17 protein-coding genes are annotated in these 16,881 nt (G+C 43.9%); 10 read left to right on the top strand and 7 right to left on the bottom strand.

The features are described from left to right. Positions 1-23 precede the first annotated feature (23 nt). From KI743_RS22820 to KI743_RS22805, 4 genes are all read left to right on the top strand, one after another. On the top strand, positions 24-851 hold the full coding sequence (locus KI743_RS22820; protein WP_285468380.1) for an SDR family oxidoreductase: 828 nt from the start codon (positions 24-26) through the stop codon (positions 849-851). A gap of 379 nt (positions 852-1,230) precedes the next feature. Then, entirely contained in the window at positions 1,231-2,085 is an 855-nt protein-coding gene (locus tag KI743_RS22815) for a co-chaperone YbbN (protein ID WP_285468379.1), read from the top strand. Positions 2,086-2,265: 180 nt separating this feature from the next. Next, positions 2,266-3,192, top strand: coding sequence for an SPFH domain-containing protein (locus KI743_RS22810; protein WP_285468377.1), 927 nt, complete (start codon positions 2,266-2,268; stop codon positions 3,190-3,192). A 3-nt stretch (positions 3,193-3,195) separates the two neighbouring features. After that, complete coding sequence (locus KI743_RS22805; RefSeq protein WP_150869083.1) at positions 3,196-3,651, top strand: NfeD family protein; 456 nt, start codon at positions 3,196-3,198, stop codon at positions 3,649-3,651. Between the two features lie 60 nt (positions 3,652-3,711). Here the strand turns inward: KI743_RS22805 and cueR are convergent, their stop codons facing one another. Next, positions 3,712-4,104 (bottom strand): Cu(I)-responsive transcriptional regulator, encoded by a 393-nt coding sequence (gene cueR / locus KI743_RS22800; protein WP_150893775.1) that lies wholly within the window; start codon positions 4,102-4,104, stop codon positions 3,712-3,714. A 361-nt stretch (positions 4,105-4,465) separates the two neighbouring features. Between cueR and KI743_RS22795 the strand changes: the two genes are divergently transcribed. Then, positions 4,466-4,642, top strand: coding sequence for a hypothetical protein (locus KI743_RS22795; protein WP_167332344.1), 177 nt, complete (start codon positions 4,466-4,468; stop codon positions 4,640-4,642). Positions 4,643-4,693: 51 nt separating this feature from the next. Here the strand turns inward: KI743_RS22795 and KI743_RS22790 are convergent, their stop codons facing one another. The 4 genes from KI743_RS22790 to zipA all read right to left on the bottom strand — a co-directional run bounded on the left by KI743_RS22790 (position 4,694) and on the right by zipA (position 10,161). Beyond that, positions 4,694-5,059: a DUF2799 domain-containing protein gene (locus KI743_RS22790; RefSeq protein ID WP_150869085.1), complete on the bottom strand. Its 366-nt coding sequence runs from the start codon at positions 5,057-5,059 to the stop codon at positions 4,694-4,696. A gap of 62 nt (positions 5,060-5,121) precedes the next feature. Further along, a complete protein-coding gene (locus KI743_RS22785) occupies positions 5,122-6,519 on the bottom strand; it encodes a multidrug transporter (protein ID WP_032551821.1) in 1,398 nt (465 codons plus the stop codon). Positions 6,520-7,041: 522 nt separating this feature from the next. Then, positions 7,042-9,054 (bottom strand): NAD-dependent DNA ligase LigA, encoded by a 2,013-nt coding sequence (ligA, locus tag KI743_RS22775; protein ID WP_285468371.1) that lies wholly within the window; start codon positions 9,052-9,054, stop codon positions 7,042-7,044. A gap of 90 nt (positions 9,055-9,144) precedes the next feature. Beyond that, positions 9,145-10,161, bottom strand: coding sequence for a cell division protein ZipA (gene zipA, locus KI743_RS22770; RefSeq protein WP_285468370.1), 1,017 nt, complete (start codon positions 10,159-10,161; stop codon positions 9,145-9,147). 233 nt (positions 10,162-10,394) lie between these two features. On the opposite strand from zipA, the gene cysZ reads away from it, so the two are divergent. From cysZ to crr, 5 genes are all read left to right on the top strand, one after another. Beyond that, positions 10,395-11,150: a sulfate transporter CysZ gene (cysZ, locus tag KI743_RS22765; RefSeq protein WP_032551818.1), complete on the top strand. Its 756-nt coding sequence runs from the start codon at positions 10,395-10,397 to the stop codon at positions 11,148-11,150. Between the two features lie 227 nt (positions 11,151-11,377). Next, positions 11,378-12,346, top strand: a complete 969-nt coding sequence (gene cysK, locus KI743_RS22760; RefSeq protein ID WP_032551817.1) for a cysteine synthase A — start codon at positions 11,378-11,380, stop codon at positions 12,344-12,346. 300 nt (positions 12,347-12,646) lie between these two features. Then, entirely contained in the window at positions 12,647-12,904 is a 258-nt protein-coding gene (locus tag KI743_RS22755; protein ID WP_032552209.1) for an HPr family phosphocarrier protein, read from the top strand. A 138-nt stretch (positions 12,905-13,042) separates the two neighbouring features. Next, complete coding sequence (ptsI, locus tag KI743_RS22750) at positions 13,043-14,767, top strand: phosphoenolpyruvate-protein phosphotransferase PtsI (protein ID WP_285468368.1); 1,725 nt, start codon at positions 13,043-13,045, stop codon at positions 14,765-14,767. Positions 14,768-14,873: 106 nt separating this feature from the next. Then, positions 14,874-15,383 carry a PTS glucose transporter subunit IIA gene (crr, locus tag KI743_RS22745; protein WP_032551815.1) on the top strand — a complete coding sequence of 170 codons (510 nt, stop codon included), beginning with the start codon at positions 14,874-14,876 and terminating at the stop codon, positions 15,381-15,383. 69 nt (positions 15,384-15,452) lie between these two features. Here the strand turns inward: crr and KI743_RS22740 are convergent, their stop codons facing one another. Further along, positions 15,453-16,580 carry a flagellin gene (locus tag KI743_RS22740; RefSeq protein ID WP_285468366.1) on the bottom strand — a complete coding sequence of 376 codons (1,128 nt, stop codon included), beginning with the start codon at positions 16,578-16,580 and terminating at the stop codon, positions 15,453-15,455. 187 nt (positions 16,581-16,767) lie between these two features. Next, the coding region (locus KI743_RS22735) for a flagellin (RefSeq protein ID WP_253820721.1) at positions 16,768-16,881 on the bottom strand (114 nt) is incomplete at its 5' end.

Below are 16,881 nucleotides of genomic sequence, written 5' to 3'. Positions count from 1 at the left end.
CAGACCCTAGGAAAGGACCCCCCGTGACGAAATCAATATTGATTACTGGATGCTCAACCGGTATTGGCTACACCTGTGCTCACGCTCTCAAACAACGAGGCTTTCATGTGATTGCATCGTGCCGCAACGAACAAGATGTCATAAAACTGCAGCAGGAAGGGTTAGATTGCATTCAACTCGATCTCAACAATGAACAGAGTATTGAGCGAGGTGTAGAACAAGCATTCGAGTTGGCCCCTAATGGCCTATATGCCGTATTTAATAATGGCGCTTATGGCCAACCGGGCGCGTTAGAAGATCTACCAACACAAGGGTTACGCGACCAATTCCAAACCAATTTTTTCGGCTGGCATCATCTGATTCGCATAGTGCTTCCTAGTATGCGTGAACGTGGTGAAGGACGAATCATTCAAAACAGCTCAGTACTTGGTTTCGCAGCGATGAAATATCGGGGTGCTTACAATGCTTCTAAGTTTGCGATTGAGGGATGGACAGATACCCTAAGGCTTGAGCTTCATGGTAGCGGTATCCACATTTCCCTGCTTCAACCAGGTCCGATTGAGACGGAGTTTCGACGCAACGCTCTGGTCGCATTCAATCGTTGGATTAATCCAACCAGTAGTGTTCACAGTCAGTACTATCAACAGCAACAACAGAGACTGGAAAACGAAACATCCGGCAACCGTTTCGTGCTTCCTCCTGAAAGCTGCGTTGAGCCTGTCTATCATGCACTCACTGCCGACAAGCCCAAACCACGCTATCGAGTCACGACGCCAACAAAGATCTTTGCGATCCTCAAACGCCTGCTACCCAACCGTTGGCTGGACCCGATTTTACGTAAAGCAGCCTAACAACAAATAATCGAATAAATCGCAAAAATAATGTAACGATGTAATTTGTTCGTAACAATAAGATGTCATGATTCACATCGTAGCATCAAGCGCCCCTGCTTGATGTATCCATTGAAGGTACATTCATGACTCTTAACACCTTAAACTGGGTTGGTGTGAGTGTTGCCATCACCCTATTTTTACTGTTTTGAGTACTAACAGGGATCGCACCTCCAACCTGATTGGTAAATGACGCTATGCTTTCGCGCCCTAATAAACGGCGCCGAAAACGTAGCGTTTTTTATTATTAGCCACTGATTTCTCTTATCCTTTTCACCTTGAAATTACGATGATTGCCCCCATAGTGTTGTTAGCATTCAATTAAACTCAAGGAACGCCGATGCAATCGCCGCATATTGTTGAACTCAATGAACAGAACTTTCGTCAGGTATTAGAAGGTTCGATGCAGACACCTGTTCTGATCCATTTTTGGGCACCAATGAGCCAAGAGAGCGCTCAGATCATCCCTGATCTGCAAACGCTTACCCAGCAGTACAATGGTGCATTTACCTTGGCATTACTAAACTGCGAGCAAGAACAAGCGATTGCGAGCCAATTTGGTGTACAAGCACTGCCTACTATTGCTCTATTCGTTAATGGACAGCCAGTAGACGGCCTAGGTGGTCCACAAACTTTAGAAGCAATTGTTGGCATGCTAAGCAAGCATCTTCCTAGCCAAGATGAGTTAGCGCTTCGTCAAGCTTTGGAGCAGATGCAAGCAGGAGAACACCTACAAGCTCTGTCTGCAATGCAGCAGTTGCCAGAAGAGCTCACCAATAAAGGCGAAGTGAAACTAGCGATTGCCGAATGTCTTCTAGAAACGCAACAGTTTGAATTGGCGGAAGCACAACTCGCTGCTATCCCGCTAGAATACCAAGACAACTACTTCAAAGGCTTAGTGGCAAAACTCGAACTGCATAAACAAGCTGCCGATAGTCCTGAGATCCAAGCATTAGAAGCGAACCTACAAGCTAACCCTAGCGATGCGAAAATCGCTGCGGAACTCGCACTGCAATATCATCAAGTCAATCGTAGTGAAGAAGCGCTTGAGTTGCTGTGGTCATATCTAGTGAAAGACTTAAACGCACTAGACGGTGACATGAAGAAAAGCTTTATGGATATTCTAAGTGCACTTGGCCAAGGTAACGCCAGTGCGAGTAAGTACCGTAAACAGCTCTACTCGCTACTCTACTAGGCTCAATTACTGCGTAAACACTCAATAACCTAGCGAACCAATCAAGCGGTAAAAATCCAAAATGGGCCATAAAATCAATGTTTTATGGCCCATTTTTCATTTATAAATTTGCTCAGAGTACAAAATTAAGCCACTATCTTTAAAAGTAAAATTGAAGACTCGTTTAAACAAGGATTTTGTATGGCTATTGATACTCTGATTACTATCGGCGGCTTCACCATTGTTGCCCTTCTATTTATTTTCGCTGGCGTAAAAACCGTCCCTCAGGGGAATAACTGGACCGTTGAACGTTTCGGTCGTTATACCCACACCCTCAAACCTGGTTTGAATTTGATCATTCCATTCATTGATAGCATTGGTCAAAAGATCAACATGATGGAGCGTGTATTAGATATTCCAGCACAAGAAGTTATCTCTAAAGACAACGCGAACGTTGTTATCGATGCTGTCTGTTTCGTGCAGGTGATTGACGCAGCAAGAGCAGCTTATGAGGTTAACGATCTTGAGCACGCAATTCGCAACCTAACGCTCACTAACATTCGTACCGTCCTGGGCTCAATGGAACTGGATGAAATGCTAAGCCAACGTGACATGATCAACAGCAAGCTATTAAACATCGTTGATGAGGCCACCAATCCTTGGGGCGTCAAAGTTACTCGTATCGAGATTAAAGATGTGCAACCACCAGCAGATCTGACCGCAGCAATGAACGCACAAATGAAAGCTGAGCGTAACAAACGTGCTGACATCCTAGAAGCGGAAGGTGTGCGACAAGCTGAGATCCTAAAAGCTGAGGGTCACAAACAATCAGAAATCTTAAAAGCAGAAGGTGAAAAGCAAGCGGCTATCCTTCAAGCAGAGGCGCGTGAGCGTGCTGCAGAAGCAGAAGCGAAAGCAACGGAAATGGTATCTACGGCGATAGCCCAAGGTGACATGCAAGCGGTAAACTACTTTATCGCTCAAGGTTATACCGATGCGCTTAAATCGATTGGCCAAGCAGAAAATGGTAAGATCATCATGCTACCACTAGAAGCGTCAGGGCTAATGGGCTCAGTTGCGGGTATTGCAGAGATGTTTTCTCACAAAGGAACAAATAACAAGGAGTAGCTGATGATTGAACTATTAGATCAGGTGAACCACTGGCACTGGCTTGCTTTTGGCTTACTGCTACTTGGATTAGAGCTATTGGGCACTGCAGGGTACTTTCTCTGGATTGGCATCTCAGCAATGATCGTCGGCGCACTACTTGGCGCTTTACCGCTGAGCTGGCAAATGCAATGGCTCTCTTTCGCCAGTTTCTCTCTAATCACCACTTGGTTATGGTGGCGACGACAACTAAAAAGTGATCGTAAGTCAGATAAAGCTCGAGTTCTCAATCAGCGCGATAAACAGTTGATAGGAAAGACTACTCGATTGGAAGATGATATTCAGAAAGGTAAATGTCGAATCCGACTCGGCGATACAACTTGGTCAGCCATTGCTGCGACTGACATAACCGCAGGAACCGAAGTAGTGGTCACAGCGGTTGATGGCATTGTTCTCACTATCGCACCAGTCAACAAGTAATCACTAGGCCATTAGGCCATTAGGCCATTAGAACACTACGTACTGTTCTAATGGCCTAATCTATTGCTCATCGACCAGATCATTAATGATCGGACAATGACTGTTAGTATCTCCAGGACACTTCTCAACCCACCCCTCTAATGTTGTCTTTATCGCCATCAAATCCGCAATTTTTCGATTCACTTCATCAAGCTTACTTTGAGCCTTAGCTTTGACATCTGCACTTTCTCGGCATGGATTGTCAGCTAAAGCGACCAATTCTTTACACTCTTCTAAAGAAAATCCGGCGCTTCTTGCCTTGGCAACCACGCTCAACTCTTTTAATTGCTTCTGAGTGTAGGTTCGATAGCCGTTTTCTGAGCGCATCGGCTCTGAAATCACGCCTTTATCTTCGTATAGACGAATCGACTTCGTGGATAGGTTAGTTAGCTTAGCAACTTCACTTATATTCATGATATTACTCAAATCATTAGCAGAGTAAGGCCGTTTTCCTCACTCATAAATCATCATATTACGCTCAAATCATACACCCAAATACACTCGAGGCGTAGCAAAGATAATAAGAGAAAATAAAGCTTGCGAATTATGGTCAGTTTCGCTGACTTTTAAGTTAAACGAGCAAATTTCAACAAATAGGCGCTACATAATTTCAATAAGTTACTGATTAAATTATTGAAATAATAGGTTGTTATTTTTCATTTAAAATTTATATATTATTTTGATCTTTTATTGACCATGTACATACTGTGATATTAAGCATGACGTTTAAATGCTATTTATTTCATTTTTGGTAAGTGAGAAAAGGATAACGATGATGAAAATTTTAACTCTAGCGTTAGCAACAATATTTATATTTTCGACACCGCTCGCTTTGGCAAATCAAAATGCAGGTAAGGTCTTTGGAGCAGGAGTGCAATGTACATTTAGCGACGGTGTTGTTAAACACCTTCCTCGCGAATTGTGTAAAGCGCATGGCGGTACACATCAATAACAAAAATAGGCAAGCAGGCTACTAATAAACCTCGCTTGCCTGCTTTTTGTGTTATCTGAACCGATAGAAATCGGCGCCAATAAATGTATCCCAGCCTCGTTGCCATTCTGCTTTAAGCATATCTTCGTTTGGCAAACCTTCACATTGACCTGTATATCGAGTACCTCGTATGCCTTTTTCGAATGCTTTAAATGGGTCACAGTACTCCGCTTTTCCCTTTAAATACCCTTGTCTATATGCCGCTTCATCAAACGGGACTTTCTCTTTAACGCTTTCAAGAGATTCATTTTCCATAGCATAACCATGTAGACCAAAGCGTTCTCCTTGCCCGTACCAAAATTCAGCAGCTGTTTTTGGTGTTTGGCTACAAGCGGATAAAGCTAAGGCAAATATTAGAGTAGGAATAATACGTTTCATCAATACCTCCTAAAAAGCAAAAAAGCTGGGCAAATGCCCAGCTTTATCTAATCAAACTTCTATTATTTAACGCCAAATGGAATTGTTAGCGCTAGTTTAAAGTCAGTCTCATCTTGGAATGCATTAGAGTAACCAGTCCAGTTTGGAGCATCTGAATCGTTGAAGAAGTTAGTGTAGTAGAAGCTAATGTTAGCATCTTTAAGCGCACCAGCTTGGATTGCGTAGTTAGCGAAGAAGCTGTACGCGTATTCAACTAGTTCATCATAACCATCAGCTTTAGCGCCTGCACCGTAAGCACCACTTACACCAGCACTGAACCCTTTACCACCAACATCTGAGAAATCACGAGTTGAAGATAGGAAGAAAGCGTACTCTCCATCGTGGTTAAAGTCAGAACGGTTGTTCCACCAGATTTCATAAGCACCGTTTGAACCACCGTATTGTTCTGTCAGGCGGTAAGACATGTTACCAACGTTACCACGTGTATCTTCTGAGTCAGCTACTGTATACGTAGCTTCTGCACGGAAGCTGTACTGGCCAACAGATTTAGACGTTAGTAACGCGGCTTGGAATGCTGTGCTATCGAATTGGTTATCATCTTCAACTACGTAAAGTTGTGGAGACCAGTACAAGCCACCATCAGTTGTACCTTTAACTTTTACGTGGAAGTTTTTACGGTCGCCGTCTGTTAGAGCACCATAACCAGTATCGAAAGAAATACCGTTAGACAACGTGTAGCGAGCACCTACAGAGTATACATCACCAACGTCTTTACCTGGGCTTCCCCAGAAAGAGCCGTCACGGAATTCGTAAGTCTCTTTAAACCAAGGTGCTTTATATTGGTCCGCATAAACCAAACCAACGGACAAGTCACCAAAGTTACCACCTACTTCACCACCACGGTAAGTACCTGGAGCAAACGACCAGTTAACACCTAGCGTACTTGGTACACTTGGTTGGAAGTAACCAAGTTGTGCGTTTACATTTTCACCAAACTTGAATTTTAGAGCTGCTTTTGCGAAAGAAACACCGTTGTCAGTGTTGAAAGAATCACAACCAGTAGCTGCACCGTATGCTGAATCACAATCAAAGAAGTTCATTTCATGCTCGAAAGAACCACCCGTATCTTCACCAGCCCACATGTCGAATGTGCTATAAATAACCGCATCAAAACCAACTACATCAGCTACGTAACCAGAGTGGAAACCTAGATTAGCGAATATAGAACCGTGGTCTAAGTTAGTCTTTTTTGGGGTATCGTTACCGTTAGCATCAACATCACCACGATCACGAGCACGCATGAAGAAGTTCAGGTTACCGCTAATCGTCGATTCAGAGAAAAACTCAGATGCTTGGCTAGCATACTCAGGGCCGATAGGATCATTTGCCATTGCTGGAGCAGCTGATAGTGCACCTACCATAGCTGCAGTTAGCGCAGATACTTTGAAAAATTTGTCCATGGAATAAAACTCCTAAAAATGGATATAGCTGTTTGATTATTTCTCACCTAAAGTTGGCCGCCGTAGAGAGAAATACCTTTTCTTGTTTAGAACCTCTAACCGCCCGAGGTTCTTTTTCCTTACTGGGTATACACTGCGTGCATCCATGTCACTAAGACTAACTTTGCCCTTAAAAAGATCAATGAGAACTTAATTTTCATCTAAAAAAATATGAGTTGGTGCAAATTTATCTATGACTTAGTGATCCTGATCGACAAAATCCAAACCTTTTAAAAAATAAAAATTAAAACATTACAAAACAATCACTTAAAATAAAAATTACTTTATAAAAAGTGATATCACTCGCAAATAGATAAGCGACAGAACGGTATTTTATTATTATTGAGCAAGCTCACAGTCCCAAAATCTGACTTAATATAGCCACAAATTTTTCTTCAGATAAAAAGAGTAAAACTTAATGGCCACATACAAAAAGGCACTCCACATTGGGAGTGCCTTTTAGCTTTTTTTAGAGCAATTTAATTAAGAAAGTAGGTCAATTAAGTCTTGCTCATTTCTTATTTCAATACCCAAATCTTGTGCCTTAGTGAGCTTAGAACCTGCCGCTTCACCAGCAAATAGGATGTCTGTTTTCTTGGAAACGCTGCCTGTTACTTTTGCACCCAGTGCTTGTAGGGCTGCTTTAGCTTCGCTACGCCCTAATTGAGAGAGAGAGCCAGTCAAAACTACCGTCTTACCTTCAAGTGGTAGTGACTGCCCTTCTACAGGCGCTTCTATTGCCGGCCAGGTGAGCCCTAGCTCTAGAAGTTTATCAACCACTTCACGGTTCTTCTCTTGGGAGAAGAAGCTGGTAATGTGACTAGCAACAATATCACCGATATCTTGCACTTCTACGAGTTGTTCGTGAGTCGCAGTCTGAACCATATCAAGCGACTTAAAGTGCTGAGCAAGGTTCATTGCCGTTGCTTCACCAACCTCTCGAATACCCAGAGAGTACAAGAAACGAGCTAGCGTCGTTTCTTTCGCTTTGGTCAATGCATTCACCACGTTTTGCGCTGATTTAGGCCCCATGCGGTCTAACACCGTTAAGACTCCTGCACTTAACTTAAAGAGATCAGCAGGGGTTTCAACCATTTCGCGGTCAACCAATTGCTCAATCACTTTCTCGCCCAAGCCGTCAACATCCAGTGCTTTACGCGAAACAAAGTGCTTGAGCGCTTCTTTACGTTGCGCCTGGCATACCAGACCTCCGGTACAACGAGCCACAGCTTCACCCTCTACACGTTCGACAGCAGAGCTACACACAGGGCAAGCTTCAGGGAAAACAATCTCTTTTGCAGTCTCAGGGCGACGCTCCGCCACTACAGCAACAATTTGAGGGATCACATCACCGGCACGGCGAATAATCACACTGTCCCCGACCATAACGCCTAAACGTTCTATTTCATCAGCGTTATGCAGAGTCGCATTACTTACCGTTACACCGCCAACAAACACAGGCTCCAGTTTCGCTACTGGTGTAATTGCACCCGTTCGACCGACTTGGAACTCTACGTCGTTAAGTAACGTGATCTCTTCTTGTGCCGGGAATTTGTAAGCTATCGCCCAGCGCGGAGCTCGAGCAACAAAGCCTAAAACCTCTTGAGCCGCAATATTATCGACTTTGATCACTACGCCGTCGATCTCATAGGCTAACGCGTCGCGGCGATCCATAATGTCTTGGTAGTATGCTTTAACGTCATTTAATGAGCTCAGTTGTTTTGTCTCAGGGCACATAGGTAGGCCCCAGCTCTTCAACTGAAGAAAACGTTGGTAGTGGCTACCTGAAAGCTCTGCACCTTCAACAACGCCAACGCTATAAGCATAAAACGCTAACGGACGCTTAGCCGTAATACGAGAGTCTAACTGACGTAGGCTACCTGCCGCGGCGTTACGAGGGTTTACAAAAACCTTTTCGCCTTTCTTCAGTGCTTGTTCATTCAGTTTGTCGAATCCCGCTTTCGGCATAAAGACTTCGCCACGCACCTCAATACGTGTCGGCCATCCCTCACCTTGAAGCTTGAGTGGAATTGAGCTAATGGTACGAACGTTTTCAGTGATGTTCTCACCGGTTGTACCATCACCACGAGTGGCTGCTTGAACAAGCGTGCCATTTTCATAAAGAAGACTCACCGCTAATCCATCTAGCTTTGGCTCACAACAGAATGTTGTTAAGTCAGCCAGAGGAGCGCGATCAGACATACGCTTGTTAAATGCGTCTAAATCTTCATCAGAGAAAGCATTGTCTAAAGAGAGCATCGGAATTTCATGGGTCACTTGGGTAAAGCCATCCAACGGTGCTCCACCAACACGCTGACTTGGCGAGTCAACAGTGACCAGTTCTGGATTTTCTTGCTCAATCTTCAGCAGTTGCTGCATTAATCGATCATATTCTGCGTCAGGGATCTCTGGGCTATCCTCAACGTAATAGCGAACGGCATGATAGTGCAGAGTCTCTTTTAACTGCTCTAAAGTACTTTGAATGGATTCTTTCATATCATTCTCTGTCAGATTGAAATATCAAAAAGGGCCCCATCAGGAGCCCTTTCTATCATTATAGATTAACTGTAAGGCTTACATTGTCTACTAAGCGCTTTGATTAGCCATAAAGTCTCGAATTTGTTTACGGTATTCAGACAAGCGGTTTGGCGTCATCAGGTTTCTCGACTCATCCAATACGTTACCACCTAAATCGTCAGCGATTTGTTGTGCTGCACTCAACATAACATTGAAGTTCTGATCAGCCTGACCGTAACAAGGCAGCGTCATAAAGAACGAAATGCCTTTGGTTGTGAAGTCTGCAGGGTTGTCGTGTTCTAACGTACCTGGCTGTATCATGTTCGCGACACTAAAGATCACTTTCGGTGTCTCTGCCGCTTCAGCGAAGCAGTGGTAAATAGACATCTCACCATAGGTTAGTCCATTGTTTTCCATACTGCGGAAAAGCTCAGTACCTACAAACGGTGTTTCACCGGCACAATGCACATTTAGTACAATCACTTCCAAGCCCAAGTCATCTTCTTGTGCTTCTTGAGGTGCAGCAGTTGCCGCTTCAACGGTTGGGGCAGTGTCTTCTGGTTGCAAATTCTGTTGAACAGGCTGAGTGTCAAACTCAGGCTCTTGCGACATAGCACCGTAATGCTCTTTAAAGTCAGCGTGGCTCTCTTTTTGCTCTTCGGTTAACTCAAAGCTTGGGACAGCGGGTTCAGCGGATGCTTCTGTTTGAAATTCTGGCTCTTCTTTAACAGGAGTCTCAACACTGAAAGATGGTAGATCGTTGAGCTCAAGATCCTCTTGCTCACTTTTCGCCGATGGGCTTGAAGTCAGCGGATCTGAATCAATTAATGGGTCTGCATTTGTTGGTGATACAGCAAAGTCCGGTTCTTTACGCTCTTTACGAATGATCTCGAAGTCGTCTTCTGGCGCGAAAGAGCGCTCTGGCATGGCGCCCACGTCATCTAAGCTGTCGTTGTCGAGCTTGCCAAGTGGCTTATCACCAAATTTGGCTTTCCCTTCTTTTTTACTCGTCCACAATCCGTGGAACAATAATGCGGCGATCGCTAATGCGCCAACAATAATGAGTACAAATCGCAATTCCTGCATTTTTCGCTCTCAGCTTTCATAGTCACCCTGAATTTTCAGGTCGCTATATCAGTTAGGTTAATTTGACCAATCTCACTACTGTATCAAAAGTAGCTACTGTTTTAGAACAACTTAATACAATAAGTTCCTCAGTTGATGTGATTTTCACCACGCTTTTTTTCTTAATATCGGTCGAGTACACTATAGGTGTTTGCTATTTAACCAACTCCCCCTATGTGAGCTGATATTCCAATATGACTAATTTATCGATTCCTCGCTCTGGCTTCGGCTATTTCATTTTCGGCGCTAAAATCGCTCTTTCTCCAAGTATCCGTAAATTCGTACTGATGCCCTTATTAGCTAACGTATTGTTGGTTGGTGGCGCGTTGTTTTACATCTTTTCTAACCTCAATACTTGGATTGATGGCTGGTTGGAAGGCCTTCCTAGCTTTCTCACTTGGTTGACTTATGTTTTGTGGCCACTGCTGGCGCTGACCATTCTTGCCACCTTCTCATACTTCTTTAGTACCTTAGCGAATTTCATCGCCGCCCCATTTAACGGCTTACTATCAGAGAAGGTAGAAGAACTTTTAACGGGCAAAAAAGTGAATGACGATGGCTTAATGGACGTAGTTAAAGATACGCCGCGTATCCTGGCTCGTGAATGGCGCAAGCTGGTTTACACACTACCAAAAGCAATCGGGCTTTTCTTATTGCTGCTGATCCCAGCTCTTGGTCAAACTGTCGCGCCGTTTTTGTGGTTCATTTTTACAGCTTGGATGCTGGCAATTCAATACGCAGATTACCCGTTTGATAACCACAAAATCAGCTTTGATGATATGAGAAGCTCACTGAAACAAAAGCAAGGTAAGAGCTATGGATTTGGAGCATTGGTTTCTATTTTCACAACCATTCCAATCCTTAATCTGATTGTTGTACCTGTAGCAGTATGTGGCGCCACTGCTATGTGGGTATCAGAACACAAAGGGCAATTTACTCACCTTCGCTAACCTCTTCTATTATTAGCAGAACTCTCGCTCATTTTGTTGAATCACTGATTTCTATCAAAATGAGCGTGCATTCTGCTACATATCTATATGATATAACTTTTTAATCCTTTTACCTTTTTTTCAACTTGTTTAATCTAAATTCAAGTTAAACAAACATTGAAATAAACGGGACGACTAAGTCATTGATATGCCGCGTTTAGTTCTGTCATCAAATGAAGGAATATTCCATGAGCAAGATTTACGAAGATAACTCCCTTACGATCGGTAACACACCACTGGTTCGTTTGAACAAAGTAAGTAAAGGTAATGTACTAGCGAAAGTGGAGGCTCGTAACCCAAGCTTCAGCGTTAAGTGTCGTATCGGCGCGAACATGATCTGGGAAGCAGAAAAAGCTGGCACTCTTAAGCCAGGCGTAGAGCTTGTAGAGCCAACAAGTGGTAACACTGGTGTGGCACTTGCTTTCGTTGCAGCAGCTCGTGGTTACAAACTAACGCTAACTATGCCTGAGTCGATGAGCCTTGAGCGTCGTAAGCTACTTAAAGCGCTAGGTGCCAACCTTGAGCTAACAGAAGCAGCTAAAGGCATGAAAGGCGCGATCGCGAAAGCAGAAGAAATTGTTGCAAGCGATCCAGAGAAGTACCTACTTCTTCAACAATTCAACAACCCTGCAAACCCAGAAATTCACGAGAAGACTACTGGTCCTGAAATCTGGGAAGCGACTGACGGTGAGATCGATGTATTTGTAGCGGGTGTTGGTACTGGCGGTACGATTACTGGTACAAGCCGTTACATTAAAGGTGAGAAAGGCAAAGCAATTACTTCTGTAGCGGTTGAGCCAGCAGAATCACCAGTGATTGCACAAGCGCTTGCAGGCGATGAAATTCAGCCAGCACCACACAAAATCCAAGGTATCGGCGCAGGTTTCATCCCTGGTAACCTTGATTTAGAGCTTGTAGACCGTGTTGAGTCGGTGACTTCAGAAGAAGCAATTGAAATGGCACAACGCTTAATGGCTGAAGAAGGCATCCTAGCTGGTATCTCTTCTGGTGCAGCCGTTGTTGCTGCGAACCGACTAGCGGAACTACCTGAATTTGCTGGGAAAACAATTGTTACAGTTTTACCAAGCTCAGGTGAACGATACCTCAGCACAGCCCTGTTTGCCGGCATTTTTACCGACAAAGAGAACCAACAGTAATATGTGGTCAAATCAATATTTGGTCTAAAAAAGCCCCTAATTGGGGCTTTTTTGTTGATCCCTGCCTCACCTTTGGTAATATCACCCCTGTTTTATTTTTCGCTTCAAAATAAAAGAAGCAATAAACCAGATTCTGAAAGTTGTGAGTTCTCACAAAAGAGCACCATGGCTGGATAAAATTTTAACCAAACTGTTCAAACACGAACATGGCGTACTACACTCTGGCGCATGCATGTCAAAGAAGTTAAGCTAAACTTGGTTATAAACTTTACAAATAATAAATTAATTGGGGTATATAAAATGTACGAGAAGCAAGTAGAAATCACAGCAGAAAACGGTCTTCACACTCGTCCAGCTGCACAGTTCGTTAAAGAAGCAAAATCTTTCGACGCAGACATCACTGTGACTTCTAACGGTAAAAGCGCAAGCGCTAAGAGCCTATTCAAACTACAAACTCTAGGCCTAGTTAAAGGTACTGTAGTTTCTATTTCTGCTGAAGGCCCACAAGCTCAGCAAGCTGTAGACCACCTAGTTGCTCTAATGGACCAACTACACTAATTCGGTCTCCTTCTTTCAAAGCCATTTTGCCCTGCAAAGTGGCTTTGTTCGAAATAGAACAGAATAAGCTCGGCATAACGCCAAGCGGAAAAAGTCACACACTCTCCCGTTTACAGTTGACCAACTTAAGGTAAAGCTATGATTTCAGGTATCCTAGCATCTCCTGGTATTGCTATCGGTAAAGCACTACTACTTCAAGAAGATGAAATCGTTCTAAACACTAACACTATCACTGATGACCAAGTTGAAGCAGAAGTTCAGCGTTTCTTTGACGCACGTAACAAATCTGCAGCTCAACTAGAAGTTGTTAAGCAAAAAGCGCTTGAGACTTTCGGTGAAGAAAAAGAGGCGATCTTTGAAGGTCACATCATGCTTCTTGAAGATGAAGAGCTAGAGGAAGAAATCCTAGCACTCATCAAGAACGACAAGATGTACGCTGATAACGCAATCCACACGGTTATCGAAGAGCAAGCATCTGCGCTTGAGTCACTAGACGACGAATACCTAAAAGAACGTGCAACTGATATCCGTGATATCGGTACTCGTTTTGTTAAAAATGCACTAGGCATCAATATCGTTTCTCTAAGCGATATCAATGAAGAAGTTATCCTAGCAGCATACGACCTAACGCCATCTGAAACTGCACAAATCAACCTAGACTACGTACTAGGCTTCGCTTGTGACATCGGCGGTCGTACATCTCACACATCTATCATGGCGCGTTCACTAGAGCTTCCTGCTATCGTTGGTACTAACGATATCACTAAGAAAGTGAAGAACGGCGACATGCTTATTCTTGATGCGATGAATAACAAGATTGTTATCAACCCATCAGAAGCTGAGCTTGAAGAAGCAAAAGCAGTTAAAGCTGCATTCCTAGCTGAAAAAGAAGAGCTAGCAAAACTTAAAGATCTACACGCAGAAACTCTAGACGGTCACCGTGTAGAAGTTTGCGGTAACATTGGTACTGTTAAAGACTGTGACGGCATCATCCGTAACGGTGGTGAAGGCGTTGGTCTGTACCGTACTGAGTTCCTATTCATGGACCGTGATGCACTTCCTACTGAAGAAGAGCAGTACCAAGCGTACAAAGAAGTTGCAGAAGCAATGAACGGTGAGTCAGTGATCATCCGTACTATGGATATCGGTGGCGACAAAGATCTACCATACATGGATCTTCCAGAAGAGATGAACCCGTTCCTAGGCTGGCGTGCAGTACGTATCAGCTTAGATCGTCGCGAAATCCTACGTGACCAACTACGCGGTATCCTTCGTGCATCTGCGCACGGTAAGCTTCGCATCATGTTCCCAATGATCATCTCTGTTGAAGAGATCCGTGAACTGAAGAAAGCTATCGAAGAGTACAAAGCTGAGCTTCGCGCTGAAGGCCTAGCATTCGATGAAGAGATTGAAATCGGTGTAATGGTTGAAACTCCAGCTGCGGCAGCTATCGCGCACCACCTAGCGAAGGAAGTTGCTTTCTTCTCTATCGGTACTAACGACCTAACTCAGTACACACTTGCTGTAGACCGTGGTAACGAGATGATTTCTCACCTTTACAACCCACTGTCTCCTGCTGTTCTAACAGTAATCAAGCAGGTTATCGATGCGTCTCACGCTGAAGGTAAGTGGACTGGTATGTGTGGTGAGCTTGCAGGTGATGAGCGTGCAACACTGCTTCTACTAGGTATGGGGCTAGATGAGTTCTCTATGAGCGGTATCTCTATCCCTAAAGTGAAGAAAGTTATCCGCAACTCTAACTTCGCAGAAGTTAAAGCAATGGCTGATGAAGCACTTTCTCTACCAACTGCTGAAGAAATCCAAGCAGTAGTAGAAAAGTTCATCGCTGAGAAAACTCAGTAATCACCAATGGCTTAATATGATTAGGCGACTAAAAAAAGTCGTCTAATTTGCTAGATTGGTATAGTATATTCTACAGAATAAAACTAAACGTTAGGAGCATGACACAATGGGTCTGTTTGACAAACTTAAGAAGCTAGTATCTGATGACAGCGCTGACGCTGGTGCAATCGAAATCATCGCACCTCTATCTGGTGAAATCGTAAATATCGAAGACGTGCCAGATGTTGTTTTCGCTGAAAAAATCGTTGGTGACGGCATCGCGATCAAACCAGCTGGCGACAAAATGGTAGCTCCAGTTAACGGTACTATCGGTAAGATCTTCGAAACTAACCACGCATTCTCTATCGAGTCTGACGACGGTGTTGAGCTATTCGTTCACTTCGGTATCGATACTGTTGAACTTAAAGGCGAAGGCTTCACTCGCGTAGCAGAAGAAGGCCAAACTGTTAAAGCTGGTGACACTATCATCACTTTCGACCTAGCGCTTCTAGAAGAAAAAGCAAAATCAACTCTTACTCCAGTTGTTATCTCTAACATGGACGAAATCAAAGAGCTGAACAAACTTGCTGGTTCTGTAACTGTGGGTGAAACTCCAGTTCTGAAAGTGACTAAGTAATCTTTACTTAGCATTTCAAAAGTTCAAAAAGCGCAGCCTCACGGCTGCGTTTTTTGTTGTCTGGAAAAATTAGCCTAATAAAGAAAGAGCGGTACCCGTATCTTGATTCGCTTGTGCGAGTAGTGTTGACGTGGCACGTTCAAGCATCTGAGATTTGGTCAGCTCTGTCGTGAGCTTAGCGTAATCGGTATCTTTGATTTGCCCCTCTGAATCAGCAATACGATGAAAGGTATTGTTGAGGCTATTCATAGTGCGGCTGACTCCGTTCTGGAAACCACCGATTTCACTACGATGCCCGTCCACATAGTTCAATGAGGCATCAATAACCGCAACACCAAGCTGCGCTCCACCGACGGTTGTCATGTCCACATCATCTAACGATATCGCCTGAGTATCACCAAAATTAAAGGTATTCACGGCACTCCCCGAGACTTCAAAGCCTTGAGGAGAATCGGCATGAGCAGCGAACAACTGAAGCTGGTGCTCTTCGTTTACTGATGCTCTAACCACATCCTGCTGCCCGTTAATATAGGTGGCTACCTGATAGATATCATCACCCTCTTTAAGCTCAAAATCGAGCTCCTGTGACTCATCATTGCTATCTTGATAGCTGACACGTAAACCTTGATCATCAGAAGAGACTCGCCAGTTCTCATCGACGTCACTATTTGCTTCTGTAAACTGCCCTCCCATCTGCGGGATATTGGTGTACATGCTCTTAAGCGTGAGCGAGACCGCATTCGAATCAGGGCCAAGATTGAAGTTACGCTTTCCAAAAGAGCCATCAAATAGCTCATCCCCTGCAAAGGTCGTTGAGGATGCAATACGATCAAGATCATTGATCAGCATCTCCGATTCGATCTGGATACTTTCGCGCTCATCCCGACTCAATGCACCATTGGACGCCTGTAATCCAAGATCACGGAGTTTTTGGAGCATATTAGTACTTTCATGCAGCGCGCCTTCGGCAGTTTGTGCAATAGAATCAGCATTAGTCGCATTCGACAAGGCAGCATCAATCCCTCGAGTTTGGGCTTTGAGTCGATTGGCTATTTGAAGACCTGCAGCATCGTCGCTACCCGCGTTGATACGCGAGCCGGATTGCAGTTTTGACTGTGCATCAACGGCTTGGCTTTGAGCTTCACCAAGATGTCGCTGAGCAATAGAAGAAGATATATTGGTTTGTATCGATACCATTTAGTTGTATTCCATTTAGCTAGGTTTACCCCAACTCACCATTTGTGTCGTTCCTTCAACACCAATTGCATACATCTGAATGATACAACCCACACCATCAATACAATTAATCATTCGGTAAATTTTACTCATAAAAAGAAAGCTAGGTGTTTGACCACCTAGCTTTCGGTTTCAATTTTATTTCTAATTAGCCAAGTAGGCTAAGTGCTGAGTTCGGTGCTTGCTTCGCTTGAGCAAGAATCGAGCTAGACGCTTGAGAAAGAATTTGCGACTTAGTCATTTGCGTCGTTTCTTTCGCGAA

The organism is Vibrio sp. D420a, assembly GCF_030248625.1.
GTDB classification, from domain to species: domain Bacteria; phylum Pseudomonadota; class Gammaproteobacteria; order Enterobacterales; family Vibrionaceae; genus Vibrio; species Vibrio fortis_A.
The sequence above is the reverse complement of the archived record's forward strand: the minus strand, read 5'-3'. Positions and strand labels throughout refer to the sequence as shown.

What these genes read in the sequence shown, in the direction of transcription:
- KI743_RS22815 (WP_285468379.1), top strand. Translation starts at nt 1,231, where the DNA reads ATGCAATCGCCGCATATTGTTGAACTCAATGAACAGAACTTTCGTCAG.
- KI743_RS22810 (WP_285468377.1), top strand. Translation starts at nt 2,266, where the DNA reads ATGGCTATTGATACTCTGATTACTATCGGCGGCTTCACCATTGTTGCC.
- KI743_RS22805 (WP_150869083.1), top strand. Translation starts at nt 3,196, where the DNA reads ATGATTGAACTATTAGATCAGGTGAACCACTGGCACTGGCTTGCTTTT.
- cueR (WP_150893775.1), bottom strand. Translation starts at nt 4,104, where the DNA reads ATGAATATAAGTGAAGTTGCTAAGCTAACTAACCTATCCACGAAGTCG.
- KI743_RS22795 (WP_167332344.1), top strand. Translation starts at nt 4,466, where the DNA reads ATGAAAATTTTAACTCTAGCGTTAGCAACAATATTTATATTTTCGACA.
- KI743_RS22790 (WP_150869085.1), bottom strand. Translation starts at nt 5,059, where the DNA reads ATGAAACGTATTATTCCTACTCTAATATTTGCCTTAGCTTTATCCGCT.
- KI743_RS22785 (WP_032551821.1), bottom strand. Translation starts at nt 6,519, where the DNA reads ATGGACAAATTTTTCAAAGTATCTGCGCTAACTGCAGCTATGGTAGGT.
- ligA (WP_285468371.1), bottom strand. Translation starts at nt 9,054, where the DNA reads ATGAAAGAATCCATTCAAAGTACTTTAGAGCAGTTAAAAGAGACTCTG.
- zipA (WP_285468370.1), bottom strand. Translation starts at nt 10,161, where the DNA reads ATGCAGGAATTGCGATTTGTACTCATTATTGTTGGCGCATTAGCGATC.
- cysZ (WP_032551818.1), top strand. Translation starts at nt 10,395, where the DNA reads ATGACTAATTTATCGATTCCTCGCTCTGGCTTCGGCTATTTCATTTTC.
- cysK (WP_032551817.1), top strand. Translation starts at nt 11,378, where the DNA reads ATGAGCAAGATTTACGAAGATAACTCCCTTACGATCGGTAACACACCA.
- KI743_RS22755 (WP_032552209.1), top strand. Translation starts at nt 12,647, where the DNA reads ATGTACGAGAAGCAAGTAGAAATCACAGCAGAAAACGGTCTTCACACT.
- ptsI (WP_285468368.1), top strand. Translation starts at nt 13,043, where the DNA reads ATGATTTCAGGTATCCTAGCATCTCCTGGTATTGCTATCGGTAAAGCA.
- crr (WP_032551815.1), top strand. Translation starts at nt 14,874, where the DNA reads ATGGGTCTGTTTGACAAACTTAAGAAGCTAGTATCTGATGACAGCGCT.
- KI743_RS22740 (WP_285468366.1), bottom strand. Translation starts at nt 16,580, where the DNA reads ATGGTATCGATACAAACCAATATATCTTCTTCTATTGCTCAGCGACAT.